The following is a 20,557-nucleotide window of genomic DNA, read 5'->3' on the forward strand; positions in this document are numbered from 1 at the left end:
GCGCCCCGCGCTGTCGCTCGCGTCCCTGGACTGCGAGAGCCACAGCAAATGGCACGAGGGAGAAATATGAATCTGCCCATTGAGTTACCAGTGGCGGCATGGGCAACGCACTGTTGTCCCTGATGACGACAATAATTTTCGAGATGGCGCTGGTATGGGTGCTCGCGCCGATACGCAAACGACTACGCCTCAGGAAATTAGACGGCGGTCACCGAGACAGCGGGGGCTGACCAGCGCGAGATCGATAGGCTGGAATTTCCGCATCCCGTGGGAGCGCAAGTAAGTTACCTCAACTGAAGCATTCAATGTTGGCTTTGAAAGCATCACGGCAGAGGTCGACAAAGCCACGCACCTTTGGGTCCATATAGCGCGTGGAAGCAAAGACCGCGTGGACTGGCACTGGGATGCACGCCCACGCCGGCAAGACTCTGACAAGCGCGCCATCGACGACATAAGGTTCAGCCATGAACCCCGGCAGCTGGGCGATCCCTAGGCCTGACAGCGCAAGGTTCCTCGCGGCTATGGTGTTGTTGACGGAGCAGCGGGGTGCCTGCCACACTTTCTCCGTCTTCTCACCATTTACCAAGGTCCACGTTGGACGACCGCGCGGTGCGTGCATAATGAGGTGGTGCCGCTTCAGATCCTCGACCGTCCGGACACCGGTGACGCTTCCGAGGTATTCCGGCGAGGCATACAAGCCGTAGGTCAACTCGCCCAGCTTACGTGCCGATAGCTCTGAATCCTGCAATGGTCCGATGCGAACTGCTACATCGACACCTTCATGAATAATGTCGACGAGACGGTTCGTGTATGACACTTCGACAGTCACCTTGGGCCACTTGCGCAAGAATTCGGCAATCCAGCCATCAACCTGCATCGTCCCGAACTCAGCGCCAGCTGTCACTTTCAGCCGGCCCTTCGGCTCCTGTGTCCGTTGTGCAACGGCGAATTCCGCCGCTTCGGCAGCAGCCAAGATGGATGAGACCCGTTCGAAATAGTCACGACCGACTTCTGTCACGCTGAGGTGCCGGGTCGACCTGTTCAAGAGCCGCGCGCCGAGCTTTGCTTCCATTCGGCTCACAATTCGGCTCACCCGCGCCTTGTCGGTTTCGAGGCGTTCCGCCGCAGCGGTGAAGGATCCCTCCCTCACCACCGCGAGGAAGGTCCGCATTTCCAAGAAATCTATTGTTGCTGCCATGACAACAGTCTGAAACTGTAACGCGGAATTATCAATCCTCAAACAACCGACATTCCGGCTTGTGGACGCGAGCAGAGGTCAGAGCTCGCATGGCGTTAACAATGCGAGGGGTACAAATGGCAGGCCAGCAAGCTCCCAATTTTCCAGTCATTTATGAAATATGGGGTAGAGGCCAACGGTTCGAGCCGGCTCAAGGCGGCCATTGAACGTCATCAGCTGCGGTCGATCGCGCGGTCGCCCGAGTTTTGCGTCGTGACATTGACGCCGTCACAACGCAATCGAACTTCCGTGGAGCGACGGCTAGGTGGAAGGCCACATCAATCCGCCTGAAGACGATCAAGCGTGCAATGTATGGCAGAGCAGGTCCAGAGGTCGTTAGAGCGGGAATGCTGCCCCCTCAGCAGCACGACCACAAAATTTGAGGAACACCCCGTTTTACTGCCAAACCACACTGAAAACCAAGAGGTCTACTAATAACGGCGTGCCTCCGGTACCTCATAAATTGGAATTTACTTTCGACACGCTTCATCTCATTAATTGTGATCCCTCACTGATACAATGGAGCATGTGATGACTTCCGCCCGTGTCGAATGCGCCAGAACCTCCATCACAGATCGTGCCCCGTTCAGCGACGTCGTCCCGGAAAAGCTGACATCGGTGGACAGGTGGACACGCAAGGCGGAAGAGGTATTGCGGCTGGAGGCCGCTGGTAAGTCGGTAGACTGCATCGCCGAAGAGCTTGGATTGAGCCGTGCAAGCGTGGTAAGGGTATTTCGGTTCGTCGAGCGCGCTGCCGCAGCATAACCGGGCGGAAAAGGTGCGCTATGCGGATCGATGGAGGATTGCAGGCATGCGTCTGCGGCCCGACCCATGTCTACTCGCTCCCGTTGTCCTCCAGACAGCTGCCGGGGATAGTGGTCCAGCAAGGGCTAAAGGCCCAGGATAATTGCGACATCGGCCACTCTAGTTTGCTTTCCGCGCATTATCGGGGATCGACCGCTGAGGCACGACAACCTGGATGATGGACAGGCTGTTCAGGTTTTCTTTGGCGCCATCCATGGCTTCCTCCAGTTCGCCATAGGTATGCACGTTCTCGGGATTATTGCGTCAGCCGTAATTATGAACTGCGAAACTCGGCCGTTCTCACGGGCGAACGATTATTGCACCTTCGAGACGCGGATCGGGAATGAACCCATCCGAGAATGTCTCAGGAGCAGCTCATGAAACTTTATCACCATCCTCTGTCAGGGCACTCGCATCGGGCCCGTTTGTTCGTCTCGCTACTTGGTCTGCCCCACGAACTGGTCGAGGTCGATCTGAAATCTGGCGCGCACAAGAAGCCGGAATTTCTGAAGCTGAATCCGTTCGGCCAGGTGCCGGTACTGGAAGACGATGGCGTGGCCATCTCCGACAGCAATGCCATCCTCGTTTACGTCGCCAAGAAGGCTGCGCGCACCGATTGGCTTCCCGAAGACGCCCAGGGCGCCGCCGCCGTTCAGCGCTGGCTATCGGTTGCCGCCGGGGAGGTGGCCTATGGTCCTGCAGCGGCACGGCTGATCACCGTCTTCGGTGCCAAGTACAACCCTGAAGAGGTGATTGGGCGCGCTCATGCGCTGCTCGGCAAGCTCGAAAGCCACCTCACCGACCGCACCTGGCTTGTCGGCAATGGGCCGACGATCGCGGACGTTGCGATCTACAGCTACGTGGCCCGGGCGCCAGAGGGGAACGTCGATCTCACCACCTATCCGGCTGTCGATGCCTTTCTCCGCCGTGTCGAAGCGCTACCAGGCTTCGTTCCGTTTGTTCAAACGCCAGTCGGCCTTGCTGCTTGAGCCGGGATACGGGCGTGCGGCTGCGTGCGCCCGATCTTTATTTTTTCGGGGAGACAGGACATGAACGAGACCTTGAAGGCGCTGCCGGTCTGGCACGCAGGTGAGACCTATATTCAAGAGAAGGTCGGCGTCGCCGAACGCATGGCGGCCGTCGGTCAGCGTGTCATTCGCGACTTCATGCCCGATCAACATCGCGACTTTTACGCTCAGCTACCATTCATCGTGCTGGGCAGTGTCGACAGGCGAGGCGACGCCTGGGCGACTTTCCTTGAGGGCCACTCAGGCTTCATGTCCTCCCCATCGTCAACCATCCTGAATATCGCGGCCAGAAGCGATGCCAGCGACCCCGCGAGCGCAGGTTTGGCCGAGGGCCAGCCCATCGGCCTTCTCGGCATGGAGATGCACACAAGGCGGCGCAACCGCATGAACGGGATCATCTCGAATTCAGCCGACGGTTTGCGCGTGGACGTCGACCAGAGCTTCGGAAACTGTCCGCGATATATCCAGTTGCGCGATTTTGAATTTGCGCGCGAGCCGGGCGAAGCGTTTGCCGGCTCTGTCGAAGACCTGTCCGTCCTCGACAACGCAGCGCGTGCCATGATCGCGGCGGCAGATGCGTTTTTCGTCGCCTCTTTCGCTGATCGCGAGGATCGACGCCAGGTCGATGTGTCTCATCGCGGCGGCAAGGCTGGTTTTGTTCGCGTTGCGGGCGACGGGACACTGACGGTCCCGGACTTCGATGGAAACATGTTTTTTTCAACCCTCGGAAACATCCTGTTGAACGGCAAGGCGGGGCTTGTGTTCGTCGATTACGCCAGTGGCGACATGCTGCAGATGACCGGTGACGCCGAGGTTATCCTGAACTCACCCGAGATCGCGGCTTTTCAGGGAGCCGAACGGCTGTGGACCTTTAAGGCGCGCCGCATTGTTCGCCGTCGCAACGCGCTCGCGCTGCGCTTTGCCTTCCGGCAAGACGGATGGTCTGCCAATTCCTTGATGACCGGAGATTGGGCGCAGGCAGCCGACCGGCTGCGTGCCGCGGAGCTTGCCAGTCAGTGGCGCGCTCTGACAGTGACGAAGATCGTCGAGGAAAGTGCCTCGATCCGTTCGTTTCACCTTCAGCCGGCCGATGGGGCAGGTTTGCTGCCGCATATTGCCGGGCAGCATTTGCCGATTCGCATCAGCGTCCCTGGCGCCGATAAGCCTGTCATCCGGACCTATACCCTGTCCGTTGCGCCTTCGGACGGTCTCTACCGCATCAGTGTCAAGCGAGACGGTGCAGTGTCCCAACACCTCCACGATCATATCCGCGTCGGCGACACGATCGAAGCGCGGGCGCCGGCCGGCGCCTTCACCATCGATGCCCGCGCGATCCGCCCGGCGGTGCTGCTTGCCGGTGGGGTGGGGATTACCCCAATGCTCGCCATGTTGCGCCACGTCGTCTACGAGGGACTGCGCAAGCAGCGCATTCGGCCGATCATTGTTTTTCATGCGGCACGTTCCAGACAGGAGCGTCCGTTCGACCGGGAAATCGCCGAGCTTGTGAACGCCGCGCAAGGCGCTGTCAGGCTCATCCGAGTCTTGAGCGATGCCAGTGGCGCTGAAGAAGGCGTTGACTACGATGTGATCGGGCATATCAACCTGGCGCTGCTCTCCCGCCACTTGCCGTTCAACGATTATGATTTCTACGTTTGCGGGCCGCCGCAGTTTACCCAGTCACTATACGACGGGCTGCGTGGTTATAATGTCGCCGACGGGCGCATCCATTCAGAGGCGTTTGGCCCTTCGTCGCTGAAGCGAGTGTTCGACGCCTGGTCGATCGTGACCCCTCGCCTGCCGCCATCCTCTAAACCTGTGCCGGTCGCCTTCGTGGGATCGCTGAAAGAGGCGCGCTGGACGCCCGATTCCGGCACATTGCTGGAACTGGCGGAAGCGCGTGGCCTGAGCCCCGAATTCAGTTGCCGGGAAGGAAATTGCGGAACATGTCGCACCAAGCTCACCAAGGGTGCGGTGACCTACGTCAAGGAGCCAACGGCGACGATTGCCGAAGGCGAAGTGCTGCTGTGCTGCGCCGTTCCTGCTGAACAGGAGAGCGATGAGGAAAACCGGATCCAGCTCGAACTCTGACACGCGTCATTGATGCGTCTGACGCAAGGGTATCTTCCGCCTTTTCGAGGTTCATCATCCGACAAAATCGGAGCATCTTATTCGGGACGAAACGGAAGCCTTTGCAACCAAATCAAGGAGATAGACATGTCACGAATTCCGACGCCTGCCACAATCAACGATGCGCCCGAAGCCTCGCGGCCTGTGCTCGAAGCCATCCAGAAGCAGATTGGTTCTGTGCCGAACATCTTCCGCCTGGTGTCGAACAGCCCAGCGGCTTTGAGCGGCCTGACGGCCCTGCAGGGTGCTCTCGGTAAGGGTAAGCTGCCTCCGGCCACCCGCGATCGGATCGCGCTGACCATGGCCGAAGCCAATGGTTGTGACTACTGCCTTTCCGCACATACCTATACTGGCACAAAGTTTGCCAAGCTGGACGAGACCGAAATCGAAGCGAACCGCCGCGGCACCTCGAATGATCCGAAGGCCGCCGCCGCTGTCGAGTTCGCCCGCGCCCTTGTCGACGATCGCGGCTCGGTGGCGTCAGTCGAAATCGAAAAGGTCCGCGCCGCGGGTTACAGCGATGCTGAAATCGTCGAAATCATCGCTCATGTCGCGCTGAACACATTCACCAACTACATCAACGAGGCCCTGGGCACCGAGATCGATTTCCCGCGTATCGATCGCCTTGCAGCATGATCAATTAACGGGTGGTCGCCTGCCTGCCCGCCCAACCCTTTCCCAATCTACAAGGAGTAAAACTATGTCTCGTCCGCCACTTCCCCCTTTCAATGAACAGAGTGCTATCGAAAAGGTACGTCTTGCCGAAGATGGCTGGAACAGCCGCGATGCCGCCAAGGTGGCGCTTGCTTATACGGTCGATACGCGCTGGCGCAACCGCGCCGAATTCGCAACCAACCGTGCCGAGGCTGAGGCCTTCCTGACGCGCAAATGGAACCGCGAGCTCGATTATCGCCTGATCAAGGAGCTTTGGGCCTTCCAGGGTAACCGCATTGCCGTTCGCTATGCTTATGAATACCACGACGACAGCGGCCAGTGGTTTCGAGCCTATGGCAACGAGAACTGGGAATTCGCCGAGGACGGGCTGATGCGCGCGCGCCATGCCAGCATCAACGAGCATCCCATCACGGAGGCTGAGCGCAGGTTCCGCTGGCCACTCGGACGCCGGCCTGACGATCATCCAGGGTTGAGCGACTTCGGCTTCTGACCGAGGCCCGGATCAAGGAGGTCACGGCCATGACAGGTTTCAAAATCGATGCTAAGGCGAGGCTGTCGATCGAACTCGCGCTTACCGCCGGACGCCGTGATCCCATTTTTGTCCGGCAGCAGGAAAAGGACGCGAAGGCGCTCGGCATGACCGGCGCGGAAATCGATTTAGCCCGCAACGGCTCGAGCTTCGATTTCCAGCTGTCCAGAGCGATGGCTTTGGCACTTTCATCGAACGCCGAAAACCGCGAGCGCGGGATGAAAGCCGGTCTGGACGCACAAGCCTGTGCGGACATTGAAAGGATCGCGGCGTCTTATATCAACCGATCTCAGTTGAGATCCGCATAAGCCACCACCAACGCTTCTTTTATGACATCTCCAGTTATGTCATTGGTATCAATCTCGAAACGGTCTTGCTCAATCCGTTTCGGGATTCATACAATTTTGAGCAACGGTCACGTCGAAGCAGCACGAGCAATCTTTGGGGGGCGTATGGATCGATGGCAGGCAATGCGGATTTTCGCAAAGGTTGCGGAGATGGAAAGTTTTGCGGATACGGCGCGCCACATGCATATGAGTGCACCCGCGGTGACGCGGGCTGTTGCAGCACTTGAAGATCTCATTGGTGCCCGCCTGTTCGTTCGCACGACGCGATCCGTCAAGATGACCGAGGCAGGCACACGGTATTTCGAGGATTGCCGCCGCATATTGGCCGATATCGCCGAAGCGGAGGCTGCCGCGGGTGGTTCCTACGCGACCCCGACCGGTACGCTGGCGATCACGGCCTCGGCCTTGTTCGGACAGATGTATGTGCTGCCCATTGTAACTGAATTCCTGAATACCTTCCCGACCATGCATGCAAGGACCCTGTTTATTGATCGCCCCGTCAACATTGTCGAAGAAGGGGTCGACGTGGCCGTTCGCATCGGCCACCTGCGTGATTCCGGTTTCTCTGCTATCAAAGTGGGTACTGTGCGGCACGTCATTTGCGGATCCCCGAGTTATTTCGAAAGCCACGGCGTTCCAACCACCCCGGCCGACCTCAAAAACCATCGCATTGCGGCGTCAACAAGCGCCTGGGCATCGCCGGAATGGCGTTTTGCGAATGACCAGCGTGTAATGATCGACCCGATACTTCAGTGCAATACGAATGAAGCCGTGATAACGGCGGCCCGAGCAGGGTGGGGTTTGACCCGGGTTCTGCATTACCAGATCGGCCCGGCACTCATTGCGGGGGAATTGCAGATCGTCCTCAGCGACTATGAAGAACCACCGATGCCGATCCATATCCTACATCCGCAGGGGCGGCACGCGCCAGCCAAGGTTCGCGCCTTCGTGGACATGGCAGCGGCCCACCTGCGGGAAAACCGGCTCTTAAACTAGATTGAGGCCGGCTCGGGCCAAATTCATCGCTTTCCGATGATGCTTGGCTCCTATCGGGCATAACTCGATCAACATCTTGCCAAATTCGCACCGATCAAAAGGGAAAGGATCCGGCCTTAATTTTCAGGTGAGTGCGTTCATTGTTTCATACGATGTAATTATCACTTCCGAATTGAGCGGATTATCATTTTTTTGCTCATGGATATGTTGGTCTTCAAGCCAGTCGTAGCTGGCCTCAAACCCCAAGGAGACCACCATGAAACGCCTGATCCTGACCCTGATGCTCGCAACTGTCAGCTTCGCCCCACTGTCCTTTGCCGCGTCGTCCACGCCCGACCAAGCAGCCACGCAGCAGGCTCCCGTCACCGTTCATTACCGGACGGCCGCTATCGCCGGTGTGAACATCTTCTATCGTGAAGCGGGTCCGAAAGACGGTCCGGTGGTCGTTCTACTCCATGGTTTTCCGACATCGTCCCATATGTTCCGTAATCTCATCCCGCTTCTCGCCGATCGCTATAGGGTCATCGCTCCAGACTACCCGGGCTTCGGCCAGAGTGACGCCCCCGATCACACCAAATTCGTCTTTTCCTTCGGCCATTATGCCGATCTCGTCGATGGGTTGCTCGATCGGCTCGGTGCCAAGAAATATTCCATGTACGTGATGGATTACGGCGCACCCGTTGGCTATCGCCTTGCCTTGAAGCATCCGGATCGCGTGGCTGCCCTCATCGTCCAGAACGGGAACGCCTATGAAGAAGGCCTTCGCGAATTCTGGGATCCGATCAAGAAATACTGGGCCGATGGCTCAAAGGAAAGTCGTGACGCACTTTCCGGTCTTGTCACCCTGGAGACCACGAAATTCCAGTATACCGATGGCATGAGCGATCTAAGCCGCATCAGCCCGGACAACTGGGTTCACGATCAGGCGCTGCTCGATCGTCCCGGCAACAAGGACATCCAGCTTGATCTCTTCTATGATTACCGGACCAACGTTCCCCTCTACCCGCAATTCCAGGCATTCTTTCGCGAACGCAAGCCGCCGACGTTGATCGTGTGGGGTAAGAACGACAAGATCTTTCCCTCAGAGGGAGCGCGTCCTTATCTTCGTGACCTTCCCGACGCTGAATTGCACCTGCTGGATACCGGACATTTCGCGCTGGAAGACAAGCTGGATGTCATGGCCCCGCTCATTCACGACTTCCTGGACCGGAAAATTGCCGAGGGTAACTGAATAAAAGGCGGCGCAGCTTCCTGTAGCTGCGCGGCTTTCTTTCTCTAGCCCAGCACAGCGCGGGGTTCGAGAAAGGCTTCGAGCCCGAACGCGCCGAATTCGCTTCCGAAGCCTGCTTGAAGCCACCGAAGGGAGCCAGAGGTTCATGAGGCGCGCCATTGATAATGACGCGGCCCGCTTCAATCCGGTCTGCAACTCGTTTCGCCCGGTTTATGTCCAAGGAGAACACCTGGGCCTGCAGGCCATAATCGGTGTCATTTGCAATCGCGATGGCATCCTCCTCATCGTGATACGAGATGAGCGAGAGGACAGGCCGGGCGATGCGCATGTCGTTGCGAACGCCGGTAAAGATGGTCGGCTGCACGAACCTCCCGCCTGACAAACCCTCCGGCCGTCCTTCGCCACCGGCGAGCAAGGTGGCTCCTTCCTTCTTTCCAGTCGAATATAGTCCTGCACGCGATCCCATTGCTTCTGGCTCACCATCGGCCCGACCTGGATCTGTCTGTCGGAAGTATCTGTCGCCTTGCAGTCCTTGACCGCTTGCTGGAGACGTTCCTCGATGTCGCCAAGTCTGCTGTCGGGAGCAAGAATGCGGGTTCCGGCTATGCAGGCTTGCCGCTGTTGCGGAAGCCTGCTGACAGCACCTGCGGGATGGCGACGTCAAGATCGGCATCGTCGAGGATGATGCTGGGGCTCTTGCCGCCAAGCTCCATCGTCACGCGCTTCATCGTTTCCGCTGCCGTCTGGACGATGGCACGGCCGGTGACAGTGGACCCGGTGAAGGTGATCTTCGACACATCGCGGTGCGTGGTCAGTGCTAATCCAACGACGTTGCCGTAAGCGGTCAATGGGAGAACACGGCGTCGCACGACATATTGCTTAGGGCAGGCTCATCCCCGTTGTGAAAGAGTGGAGCCCCCACTATCGAGGCTCAGCCTCTACTTCTCTCAACGCCGGCACATGCCGGCTAAGCTGCGGGGGTTGATAGACCTGATCCGCGAGCGGGCAATTGGCGGCATCTGACGGCCAGTGGTGCCCCTGTCGACGCGGAATGGGTTGACGGTTCGATCCCCCTCAAGACCATCGCGTCGGCTGAATCGTGCTCAATCACCATTGATTGTCCCTTCACGGGTTTGCCTGGTGGTCCAGCAAGGATTGAAGACCCAGAATAATTGCGACATCGGCCACTCTAGTTTGCTTTCCAGTTCGCGTTATCGGGGATCGACCGCTGAGGCACGACAACCTGGATGATGGACGGACTGTTCAGGTTCTCTTTGGCGCCATTTATGGCTTCCTCCAGTTCGCCATAGGTGTCCACTTTCCAGCCTTGGCAGCCAAAGACCTCTGCCAACTTGCTGTAATTCCATCGGTGCAGGATGCATGAATTGTAGAACGGCTTGTCACCATGGAAAACCGATGCATCGGCAAGCCATTGCTCCACGCCATAGATGCCGTTGTCCATCACGAAGATGATCGGGTTGAGATTGAAATGGGCTTGTGTCGAGAGGCATTGAGCGGTCATCTGAAACCCGCCATCTCCCGCAAAGACGATCAGCCTCTGTTTGTCTTGCTTGGCCAGCGAAACCCCGGTCGCGGCCGGGCCGATATAACCGATCGCCGAATAGGATGACTGTACGATGAAACCGCGGCGAGCACCCACTTCAAGAAGCAGGCTCCCGAAATAATTCAAACTCGCGTCGGCACCAACGATAGTATTTCCGTCGATCTGGTGCTGAATGAAATCGTAGAAGCCCTGATATGTAATTTCGCCTGCCGGATTCACGACCGGCGCTAGCCGGGCTGTTTTCGTTGGAAGACGTTGGGCTTTGCACGTCAACCTTTTATCAATCAAGCCGTTGACGAGATCCGCCAGCGAAACCTGTGCGTTGAAGCTCGTGCCATATTTCACTGTATCCCAGGAGGCGAATGCGGTTTTATCGAGATCGATAGGCCAGCCCAAATCATTGATATCAGTCAACCAGACGCCCAGCGCCAATACGAAGTCGGAGTCTTTGACCAAAGACTGGACGTAGGGTGATGACGATTTGCCATCAAACACCCCGGCAAATTGTGCATCGTCTTCCGACAGGATGGCCTTGCTCAAGAGCTCGGTCACGTAGGGAATTTTGAGGTCTCGAATGAGCCGCTCCGCCTGATGGTGAAGGCCAAACCGGTCGACCTCGACACCGATCCAGATCAGGGGTTTGGTAGCGTTTTGCAATCTTTCGCTGATTTGCGCGATCGACTGATTGAGACTGTCCTCGTCGGATATGACCGGCGCCGCTTTTAATGCATTCGACGGGCGCGCGCATTCCAGGTCCACCATATCCTCCAGCAACTCGATATAGACCGGACGTCTTTCCGTGATGCACTGCGTCAGCGCATAATCTATGAGCATTGGCGCAAGATGAGGGCTATCGATGCGGACGGCAGCGGCCGTTATGTATTCGAACACCTGAAGATCCGTTTCCCGCCCGCTGATAAAATGATGCGAACTGTAGCCGGTCTGTTCGAATGTGAGCGTTTTCTTGATGCTTGGCGCACCGTTGATCAGAACAACCGGCACTTTCTCGACGTAAGATCCGGCGATCGCATTTGTTGCGCAAAGCGCGCCTGCGGAATAGGTTACGCACAGCGCACCAATTCCTTTCAGTCTCGCATAGCCGTCAGCCGCATAACCGGCATTCAGTTCATTCACCTCTTCAATGACCTGAATATCGCTTTTCTCGACATAACTGTTCACCCATTCGATCGAATAATCGCCCGCTATGGAAAACAGGTGTCCCAGGCCCAGTTCGCGAAGTCTGTCGACCAGATATTGCCCAACCGTGTATGTCTCGTCCATGTTCCAACGGCTCCCCTGTTGACGACAATTGACGTATATTAAAACTCGCTCGCGTCATCGAATAAGCGAGGTATGTATATGTCGAATATTGCGGGGCATTTTCGTTCGGGAAATCTTTCCAGCATGAAGCGTTTGAAAGTATCATTGGTGAGTCCGTCGCCGGCGGCCTCCATGGCAACGGACAAATATTCTATATTTTTGGCAAGCTCGTTTTTGTCAGCTGGAAAGCCGTGACCGGGAAGGAACAGCTCATAGTCGGACAGCAGCATACCCTGCAAAATCCCAATCCAATGCTCCATGTATTTCGTAAGGTAAAGGTGCGTTCCGCTGTAGATCAGGTCTTGCGCAATGAAAACACCCACGCCCGGAAGACCTATGGTGAGAAGAAAATCGATCTCCGTATCAACGACTTCATCAAATACGTATTTGACTCCGTCGATGATTTCCTCGCCGGCGTGGACAGTTTTTTCGGGAATTACCAGGCTCTTCGGAGCGAGGTTGCCCATTTTCCAATGGTCATTCAGGGAATCCTTCCCATGCTGCTGCAGGAACTCTATCGTTTTCGGCAATGCATAAATCGGAATGTCGCTGAATGCGGCTCCCAGGCCGAACCAATGGTCGGGATGCCTGTGCGACAGGTAAATCCGGTCGATCTCCTTGCCGATACTGTTGGCATACTCCCTGAATTGCCGCGCATAGGGAACGAGAAATTGCCCATCGACAAGAACAAGCTTGTTCCTGCTTTCGATTATGTGCGTTGCATTGGCGATGTTGTCATCCGTGAAAGCTGAAATGAAAGTATGAATACGGACATCGCCTGCTCGCCTGACGATTTTAATGGGATCCGGCAATTGCGCCACCATAGGTATCTCCCTGATTGAAAGGTCGTTTGTTGAGGTTTGACGTTTACTCGGGCAGGGCGGTCAGACAGGATTGGCCACCATGCCGTCCCCGGAGGTGCTGGATGGAGGTGCCCTTTGAGGCGCCTTCTCGGAGATGAAGGCTCCCCAGCATCCTGGAGTAGTTTCCAACATGCGCGGCTGAGCGCCATCACGGATAAGATCGACGACCGTGGGAATCGATCTTTTCCTCCAATGTCTTCAGGGCGGCGCGCGCAACGTCGTAGGCGCTGTCGACGCCCGCCTCCGGCGCGTCCTCATCGGGCCGCCAGAAGCGTCTGCGCGTCATTCTCATCGAGCTCTCGAAGGGTGGAATCGCGTTAAAGACTTCGACGAGATAGGGGCCCGAATAAACCGGCTCGATTTCGCCCAACATAATCTCCCAGGGAATCCAGCTGTCTTTGACAGCGCCCCGGTCCGGTGCTGAGATATGAACGTAATTCAGCCGGCTCTGCTGTGCGGCACGGGCGACATTTTTCCTGAAGATTGCCGGCCCCTGGCTTTCCATCACGACCTGCGCTGTATCGACCGTGACGCCACAGACCGGAATGTCGGCGCTTTCGAGAAAATCCAGCGCTTCCGAGACCATGGTCGGCCCAGGCGTTTCCCAATTCTTGACGGGCTCAATGGCGAGCTTCACTCTCTTATCGGCACTATATTCCGCCAACTCTTGGAAGATGGAGCCCGCCGCCGCGAATCGTGGCTTTATCCAATCCTGAAGCGCGTCGCTCCAGATCTCCTCACCGTCATCCGTCAGCGGAAAGATACCATAGGGGTAGAGGAACGGCCCTGACATGATCGTATTCTCCCCACCCAGCACCGACGTGATGTCGACACGGGATTTGAGATAGGACAGAGCCTGCTTGCGCTGTTCCTCGTAGGGCGAGGTCGGATCGTAGGTTCGCGTGGTCCCCACATTGGTTGTGAACTTCACATCCTGGAAGCCTGCCTTATCGAACGCCTTCTTGAGGCGGACATAGCTTTCGACCTCAGCGTGATGACCGGCGTGGGCAGGTCCTGGGGCGATATGCACATCGAAGCCAGTGTAGCCGATGTCGGTAAGAGCCTTCAGATGTCTGACGAGAACCTGGGTGTAGTCCGCGTCGTTCGGCCTCAAATCCGCTGTAAACATAAAGAAGCTGAAATATATATCTCGCTTGAATGCCTCTGACATCTTCATCGCTCCGGCTATCGTTATCCAATAACGCGTGGTTATCGATCAATCTCTAGTTTATTGAGGAATTCGCACCTTCCAGGATTGCGATCTGTTCTTCGAAAACGTTCCGAACGATCTTACGGAACGAGACGGCGAGCAGGGAATTACGTCAACTGTGATTTGTGTGGAACCCACACGAAGCACGTGATCAGACTTTATGTCGTACTCAGACGGATCTGAATCAGATCCAGAATCCAAACCAAAAGAGGTCAAACCTCTCGCCGGGGCTACCATCCGAGCAGCTTGCGTAGATATTCGCGGCCCATTCTCGCATATTGCAGCGGATTGGCCTTGGCCGGGTCCTGCTCTGCTTCGACGCAGATCCAACCGGCGAAATCCGCCGCGGCCAACGCATCGAGGATTTCCGGAAAGGTCACGATGGAGCCATCACCCGGAACGGTAAAGATTCCCATCTCGATACCTTGCTGGAAGGACAATTCACGGGCCTTAATCGCCCCAACCACCTCGGCGCGAATATCTTTCAGGTGAACATGCTTGATGCGGTGGGCGTATTTTCTGGCCAGCGCCAGCGGATCGACACCGGCAGCCGCCTGGTGTGCGGTGTCGAGAAGCATGTTGACCAGCCTGGGATCCGTCTCGTCCATGAGCCGGTGGATCGCTTCCGTCTTCATCACCCCGGTTCCCAGATGCGGGTGATAGCAGAGCTGGCGGTTGCGTGCCCTGGCTTTCTCTCCCGCCTCATGCAACCCTTCGATAAGGTATTTCCACTCGTCCTCGGAGAAATCAGGACAATTCGGAAACAGGGCTACCGGAAGCGGATTGACGGCCCGGCCAAACTCTGAGACGACCAGATCGGCCCTGCGCGGATCGTTGCTGTCACCTTCCATGGCTTCGAGGAAATCGAGCTGAGCATCGACATTGTCCAGGGTATGACGCTTCATCGCCTTGATGGTGAAGTAGGTGCTTACCCAAGGCTCGGAAATCCGCAATCCCCTGAGTTCGAGGGCAGGTCGCAATACTTTCGGGTCCGTCGGATATTTGTGGCCGACGCCACATCCGACATAGCCGGCGAGCGCCATTTCACTCAGAGCCTGCTCGTAGGGGATACCGATATCGATGTTGATGAAATCGTCATTCCACCAGAGCGTGGGGATGACACCCAGCCAGACCTTGGCGGGCGTCAGTCGATGCAGATATGTCACCATGGCAATGATCCAGTCCTTTTGAGGTCAAATCGAAGTGGCATCAGGTTTTGGAATCGAGATCCGGAAGGTCCGGAATTTTCGGCGGAAAGGCCCAGGAGCCGAAACCAGGCCCCTTGGCGCCTGCGGGGTGGGCTCCGATCGCCTTCCAGAGCAAACCCTCGATATAGGCGTCGGGAGAAACGACGAAGGTGGCGCCCGCGGTCCTGCGGCCAAAGCGCTCCGTCCAGGCGGAGGGCAGCTCGAACCAAGTCCCGGAATACCAGAGCTTGATCAGCGCGCGGGTCACGTCTCCCAGCAATTCATTGCCAAGAATGGTCGTGCGCACCGCCTGGATACGGGCCACGTCTTCCGGCGGCGGCAGGGCGGCGAAGGCGGCCAGCAGCGCATCGGTGGTCTCGCCGCCGACCATCTTGTCGAGCGTGGCGAGATAGCGTTCCGCCAGGCCCGTTCCCAGAAGATCGAAGCGGGAGAAGGCCGTCAATTCGACGGAAACGTTGAGAAACGCCTCGAAACGGCTGCTCATGCTCTCACCTCCGCCTGCCGGGTGACGGCCGCCTGTTTGGTGCTGCCGGGGATCTCATAGGTGGGGCAGCCGTTCTTACCGGGATGGTTCGTCAGAGGATTGCGGATGAGTTCGAGGATCATGTTGCGGAATTCGAACATGATCGGAACCGCTTCCAGCAGCAGGGTCGGCTGGCCGTTATAGGCACGCGTCAAAAGCTGCAGAAATTCGCCATAGCGCGTGTTAAAGGCGGTCGCCGCCTCACGCAGTTCCGGGTCTTTCTTTATGTCTATGTCCACCACTTTCAGGTTCGCTTTGATGGGATAGGCGCCTTCCCAATCGACCTGCAACTGCGGACCAGTAGGGTGGCCGGGCTGGTCGCCCTTCTGGTAGTAGCGGCCTTTGACCAGCTCGTCGAAACGATAGTAATGGGCCAGTTCGTGCTCGTTATCGTCGTAGATACCGCCACCGTCGCCTTCGCCCTGTTCGATGATGAGCTCGGTGGCTTCCAGGGCGCTTTTCAGATCGGTCACGGCAAACAGCTCGCCGCCGCCGGAATAATAATATTCCGAGGTGATCTGCCGCGACCTGTCGCCGGTGAAAATGGTTGTGCCCACCCGATGCGCTTCGGCTTCCAGGTATTTGATGCCTTCTGCGATGGTCGAGTAGAACTCGCCGATACTGTAAAAATGGAGGTCCTCGTGCCTTGGATCGTTGCCAAGCGCGGTGGTATGCGGGGAGGTCTTGCGGTGTATCAGGCCTTTACCAACGAGATGTATGGGACGCTGGGCCGGCCGCTCGATTTTCAGGAAAGTCGCCAGCGCCTCACGACCGAAAGCCTGGATGCCGACCTTGAAGTCGGTCTCACCGTCCGGTAGGGAGGCGGGATAGTCGACTGCGAAGTCCGGCCTGGTAAGATCCGGCGTGCCGCCGATGGCATTGAGAATATTGGCCGCGATGGTCAGATGCAGCATTTCTTCCACGACGATCACGCGCAGAACCTGGGTTGCATCCTGGTTGACGCCGGGTTTGATCGAGTAAAGCGCCGTCAGATACGGCGGAATCGTCGCATGTTCGAGGCGCATCGCCTGATAGAGAAATTCTTTCAGCTCATCGAGCGTCCTAATGCTGTAAGAATACATGCTCAAGCTCCATGGAAGAAGGTAAGTTGGGTGCACGGCCGGCTGCCTGTGGCTTGCGCCATGCCCATCGGTTCGTTCCGCGCGCAACGGATGTCGGCCTTTGTTCAATGCAGATACTTCAGAATGTCGCGGCTGCTTCGGAAGCACATCGCGGCCAGCGTCAAGGTAACATTGGCCGTGCCGATCGTCGGCATGCTGCCGCCGCCCACGAGGTAGAGGTTTTCATGGTCCCAGCTGCGCTGGTTCTTATCCACGACGGAATTGGTCTTCGTCGTTCCCATGATATGGGTACCGGCCAGATGATTGCCGCCGCGGATCGCGTAGCCTTGCTTCTCAAAGTCCACATAGCCGAAATCGCTGGGGTCGTAATAAGTATGATCCTGCGCGCCCAGACGCGCAAAGACGGTGCGCGCAAAATGACGGCCATAGGCGGCACCCTTCATGGTATATTCTGGAACCGTGAAGGACAGGATAGGCCGCATATTGCCCAGGGGATCAGTATATCGCGGATCCACCGTGATGCGGTTGCTTTCGACCGGCATGACCTCGATCATGAAAGCCAGCAGCAACTGCCGCGAAACCCTGTCGATCACGCCGCGTCGAAGATCCGCCCCGTGAAGGTTGCGATCATCCACCAGTTCGAGAAGGTCGGAGGTCGGCGCCCCCGTGGCCCAGCCCCAGCCGTCGTTATGGATATCGATGGCGAAGGCGGCCTGCCTTTCCCGGAAAGGGCCGTCGCGCAGATCTACGATACCGCCTGTCGAGCTGGTTCCGCGCATCGTGCCGCAGATTTGCGGCATCAGCGCCCAGTTCAAGAGATAGGCATGGTCCATCAGATTGCGTCCGACAAGGCCGCTGGTGCTGGGCAGGCCGGAGGCCAGCATGAGACGAGCCGTTTCGATGGCGCCTGCCCCAAGCACGAAAACCTTGCCCTTCACGGTGATGGTCTCGTGGGCCGCTGAGGCCGGGTCCTTGTAAACCTTCACCTCGATAGTGCGGACTTTACCGCTATCCGGATCGATGTTGACCTTCGATGCGACCGCCTGCGACAGCAGTTCGACAAGCCGCTCGCTACTTTTCCCGTTTACCGCGAACGCCTTGGCAAGCGTTTTGCCGGCGTGGTAGCGCGCTTGCACAGGACAGAGCGGTACGCAGTTGGTATTGCCCTGGCAGCGACCGCCCTCTTCGACCTGATGCGTATCGACTGCGCCGATTGGACGGTAACCCTTTCCACCATCATAGGCTGGGTTCGGTATGCTGTTGCGCCCCTGCGGATAAGGCCTGACCTTCAGGGGATAGGTTTTGCCGTGTAGTTCGACACTGGTGCCTTCGATGCCCTTGTTGACCTGCTGGTCCAGATAGGACAGCGGCAAGCCGCGCATGGGAAAGACATAGTCGCCCGGGAAGGTCTGCCCCAGATATTGCTGGTCGTCGACATTCGCCGATACGCCGATTTCCCGCTCGGCCAGGCGGTAATCATCCTCGATTTCTTCAAAGCTCAGTGGCCAGTCCAGCCCTTGACCGAAAATGGTGCGCGTCTTGAAATCCGAGCGAAGCAGGCGGGGCGTTTTCGCCTCCCAGTGCATGGTCGTTCCGCCGAAAATACGGGTATATGTCGTATCGCTGACATAAGGGCCGGATTGAACGATATAGGTCGAGCTATCGGTTTGCCCCGCCTGCAGCTTGCGAAGCGGGCTGCGGGGCATGGCCGCGTTCGCATTCAGCGGAAAGGGCGACTGGTTATCCTTGGAGGCTGCCGAATAGAAGTTCGTCAGCAGATCGTCATAGCCTGCCAGAGTGCGATTGGCACCGGTTCCGGCTTCAAGGATCAGGACACGCTTGCCCGCTTCCGCAGCCTGCTTGGCAATGATTGCTCCGGAAATGCCGGCGCCGATGATTACGATATCGTAGTCGCCAGACGCTGCGACGGTCTTGGGGTCGGCTGTCAGCGCCGATTCGAGGGGAAAAAGCACTTTGGTCCTCCATCATTCCCGGAAAGCTGCATCAGGCTTTGCCGATCATGCCGCTTTAGGCTCAATCGAGATTTCAGGCCGGGCGGGCCTGAAATCGTCATGATCTTGGGACGCGCGACTTTCGGGGTTTGGCCTTGGCGGCCAGGGCGCCGGCGGAGCGGGCTCTGACTGCAGAGAGAAAAGAGGCGTAGCTCCAGGTCAGGTTCCGGACGCTTTTCTCATAGCCAGTGGTTCCATCGAACTGTTCGCTCAGTTCATAGTGATCGCTGTGATAGACGATGGCGCGCAGCATGAGGTCAGACGAAGCCCGCAAGGCAACCGACGCGTCGGCGGCGCTGCTGGATGCGCCAAGACCCAGTTCCGCGAAGAAGGGTTCAGAAAACTGATCGAGAGGGATGGCGCTGCTGGCCTCGATGGCATTGGCAAGCCGATATTGAAACTCGGCGAAGTTAGCCGTGCACAGAGCCCAGGGATGCCCGCCGACCACCGGAGCCGCCACATCGCCATCGTAATGGTCGCCTGGATAGCGCCCGAAGAGTGGACCGAGTCCTTTGGCCGCGTCGGCGCCATTGATCGGGTAATAGTTCGAAGACGAAGGATCGGCCCACTGGCGCCGCAGGATGGCCGCCGTTGCCAGAAGCTTGGTATCGGTCGGCTCGATCCCGCCATAGCAGACCGAAGAGACGATATCGATGTTGGCGTCGTAACCGGCTTGCGCTGCGGCATCCAGAACGCTCACATAGAGCTGCCCATTCCAGTGGGTAGCCAGCTGGATTTCCAGCCAAGAGATGGCATCGGCCACCCCGGCAGGCACCGCAATGCCAATCGTGTTTCTGGCAATTTCCCGGAAAAAGCGCAACTGTACGGCTCTTGCGAAAAAGGAATAGCCCTCATATTCCTCCCAGAGATTTGTGGTCTTGTTCTGATAAACTTCGAGAAGATAGGCGAGGTTAGTCTCGACCAATTGTTTGGCGATTGTCTGCGTGGCACCATCCAGCTGATCGAACAAGGTCAGGATCGCAATCGACTGAATGGCCGGCCCGTCATTCTGCTCCGACCACGGACGAACCTCACCAGTGATGGTGAAGCAGGCATGGCCAAGTGTGACAGTCGCGGAATTCTTCGCATTCGCCTGACAGAGCGCGGCGAAGTTCACGTAGTCGATCAGGCTCGGCACACCCCCACCCGGAACGAGCCGCAAGCCGGCGAGCGCGATCTCGATGGCCGTAATAGCTCCATCGCGGACCCAGTTGAAAACATAGTCCTGGTCGACACCCGGCGTGTTCGCTGGATAGGAGGGTGCGGCGATGACGCAGCCCGGGACCGAAAAGACGCTGGACGATGCCGGATCCTCGATGACATAGCCATCGCTTGTGATGTTGCGCATCATCAGAAGAGAAAAATAGCGCGACAATGCAACCAGATCGGTCTGCGCGAAGGCGGGCGCCGGTTTGACTGCAGGCGCATAAGCGCCGATAGTCGGGCCATAGGCCGGGTCCGCAACTGGCTGACTCCATAATGCAACTGTCATTGACTCACTCCAAAATCGAGACTTGCCGGGACCAGATAGAAGAAAAATCGCGGACGAACGGGCGGCGATGCGCTTCCAATAATTTCCGTACAGCGTATTTATGGTTTCACGTCAGATGGTTAGCCGAGGTAGTTTACAGCCAGCCCCTCTGCACGACGACTTCCTCAAGAAACCCTCGACCAAAGCGGGTTTCATAGATCATTTAGCGATGATGTGTTACATTCTTAGCTTGATCTGTGTTATTATGCAATGAAAAATTGTAGATATATCTTAAAATTAAAAATTATCATCAACCGCCAGTTAAGCTGT

The 20,557-nt window shown here is 57.3% G+C and carries 17 protein-coding genes and 3 pseudogenes; 9 read left to right on the forward strand and 11 right to left on the reverse strand.

What is annotated here, in order from left to right; translation table 11 throughout:
- Positions 1-289: 289 nt before the first annotated feature.
- A complete protein-coding gene (locus RGR602_RS25030) occupies positions 290-1,198 on the reverse strand; it encodes a LysR family transcriptional regulator (protein WP_040114752.1) in 909 nt (302 codons plus the stop codon).
- A gap of 236 nt (positions 1,199-1,434) precedes the next feature.
- Between RGR602_RS25030 and RGR602_RS36415 the strand changes: the two are divergent.
- A pseudogene (locus tag RGR602_RS36415) lies at positions 1,435-1,620 on the forward strand (ISL3 family transposase); the annotation flags it as partial.
- Between the two features lie 148 nt (positions 1,621-1,768).
- Complete coding sequence (locus RGR602_RS25035; RefSeq protein ID WP_040114753.1) at positions 1,769-2,002, forward strand: hypothetical protein; 234 nt, start codon at positions 1,769-1,771, stop codon at positions 2,000-2,002.
- Positions 2,003-2,161: 159 nt separating this feature from the next.
- Here RGR602_RS25035 and RGR602_RS39910 read toward each other — a convergent pair.
- Positions 2,162-2,287 (reverse strand): annotated as a pseudogene (locus tag RGR602_RS39910) (thiamine pyrophosphate-dependent enzyme); the annotation flags it as partial.
- Positions 2,288-2,418: 131 nt separating this feature from the next.
- Between RGR602_RS39910 and RGR602_RS25040 the strand changes: the two are divergent.
- The 7 genes from RGR602_RS25040 to RGR602_RS25070 all read left to right on the forward strand — a co-directional run bounded on the left by RGR602_RS25040 (position 2,419) and on the right by RGR602_RS25070 (position 8,974).
- Positions 2,419-3,030, forward strand: a complete 612-nt coding sequence (locus RGR602_RS25040; protein WP_040114754.1) for a glutathione S-transferase family protein — start codon at positions 2,419-2,421, stop codon at positions 3,028-3,030.
- Positions 3,031-3,090: 60 nt separating this feature from the next.
- On the forward strand, positions 3,091-5,157 hold the full coding sequence (locus RGR602_RS25045) for a 2Fe-2S iron-sulfur cluster-binding protein (protein ID WP_040114755.1): 2,067 nt from the start codon (positions 3,091-3,093) through the stop codon (positions 5,155-5,157).
- A gap of 126 nt (positions 5,158-5,283) precedes the next feature.
- A complete protein-coding gene (locus RGR602_RS25050; RefSeq protein ID WP_040114756.1) occupies positions 5,284-5,832 on the forward strand; it encodes a carboxymuconolactone decarboxylase family protein in 549 nt (182 codons plus the stop codon).
- Positions 5,833-5,896: 64 nt separating this feature from the next.
- A complete protein-coding gene (locus RGR602_RS25055; protein WP_040114757.1) occupies positions 5,897-6,361 on the forward strand; it encodes a nuclear transport factor 2 family protein in 465 nt (154 codons plus the stop codon).
- Positions 6,362-6,390: 29 nt separating this feature from the next.
- Complete coding sequence (locus RGR602_RS25060) at positions 6,391-6,708, forward strand: hypothetical protein (RefSeq protein WP_223844122.1); 318 nt, start codon at positions 6,391-6,393, stop codon at positions 6,706-6,708.
- 144 nt (positions 6,709-6,852) lie between these two features.
- A complete protein-coding gene (locus tag RGR602_RS25065; protein WP_040114758.1) occupies positions 6,853-7,743 on the forward strand; it encodes a LysR family transcriptional regulator in 891 nt (296 codons plus the stop codon).
- A gap of 256 nt (positions 7,744-7,999) precedes the next feature.
- A complete protein-coding gene (locus RGR602_RS25070) occupies positions 8,000-8,974 on the forward strand; it encodes an alpha/beta fold hydrolase (protein WP_040114759.1) in 975 nt (324 codons plus the stop codon).
- Positions 8,975-9,018: 44 nt separating this feature from the next.
- On the opposite strand, the pseudogene RGR602_RS25075 reads toward RGR602_RS25070, so the two are convergent.
- The 9 genes and pseudogenes from RGR602_RS25075 to RGR602_RS25115 form a co-directional block, all read right to left on the reverse strand.
- Positions 9,019-9,822, reverse strand: a pseudogene (locus tag RGR602_RS25075) (aldehyde dehydrogenase family protein); the annotation flags it as partial.
- A gap of 341 nt (positions 9,823-10,163) precedes the next feature.
- The gene (locus RGR602_RS25080; protein ID WP_040114760.1) at positions 10,164-11,819 is read right to left on the reverse strand and encodes an alpha-keto acid decarboxylase family protein; all 1,656 of its coding nucleotides are present in this window, start codon (positions 11,817-11,819) and stop codon (positions 10,164-10,166) included.
- 38 nt (positions 11,820-11,857) lie between these two features.
- The gene (locus RGR602_RS25085; RefSeq protein WP_040114761.1) at positions 11,858-12,682 is read right to left on the reverse strand and encodes an MBL fold metallo-hydrolase; all 825 of its coding nucleotides are present in this window, start codon (positions 12,680-12,682) and stop codon (positions 11,858-11,860) included.
- A gap of 187 nt (positions 12,683-12,869) precedes the next feature.
- Positions 12,870-13,898, reverse strand: coding sequence for a sugar phosphate isomerase/epimerase family protein (locus tag RGR602_RS25090; protein WP_203226232.1), 1,029 nt, complete (start codon positions 13,896-13,898; stop codon positions 12,870-12,872).
- A 263-nt stretch (positions 13,899-14,161) separates the two neighbouring features.
- On the reverse strand, positions 14,162-15,100 hold the full coding sequence (iolE, locus tag RGR602_RS25095; protein WP_040114762.1) for a myo-inosose-2 dehydratase: 939 nt from the start codon (positions 15,098-15,100) through the stop codon (positions 14,162-14,164).
- Positions 15,101-15,140: 40 nt separating this feature from the next.
- A complete protein-coding gene (locus tag RGR602_RS25100; protein ID WP_040114763.1) occupies positions 15,141-15,623 on the reverse strand; it encodes a hypothetical protein in 483 nt (160 codons plus the stop codon).
- Positions 15,620-16,744 (reverse strand): ferritin-like domain-containing protein, encoded by a 1,125-nt coding sequence (locus RGR602_RS25105; RefSeq protein ID WP_040114764.1) that lies wholly within the window; start codon positions 16,742-16,744, stop codon positions 15,620-15,622. Before RGR602_RS25105 ends, RGR602_RS25100 begins: the two co-directional genes overlap by 4 nt.
- Positions 16,745-16,848: 104 nt before the next feature.
- On the reverse strand, positions 16,849-18,717 hold the full coding sequence (locus tag RGR602_RS25110; RefSeq protein WP_040114765.1) for an FAD-dependent oxidoreductase: 1,869 nt from the start codon (positions 18,715-18,717) through the stop codon (positions 16,849-16,851).
- Positions 18,718-18,814: 97 nt separating this feature from the next.
- Positions 18,815-20,248 carry a glycoside hydrolase family 15 protein gene (locus tag RGR602_RS25115; RefSeq protein ID WP_040114766.1) on the reverse strand — a complete coding sequence of 478 codons (1,434 nt, stop codon included), beginning with the start codon at positions 20,246-20,248 and terminating at the stop codon, positions 18,815-18,817.
- Between the last annotated feature and the right edge of the window lie 309 nt (positions 20,249-20,557).

The sequence above is a fragment of the Rhizobium gallicum bv. gallicum R602sp genome, assembly GCF_000816845.1.
In the GTDB taxonomy this organism is placed as follows: domain Bacteria; phylum Pseudomonadota; class Alphaproteobacteria; order Rhizobiales; family Rhizobiaceae; genus Rhizobium; species Rhizobium gallicum.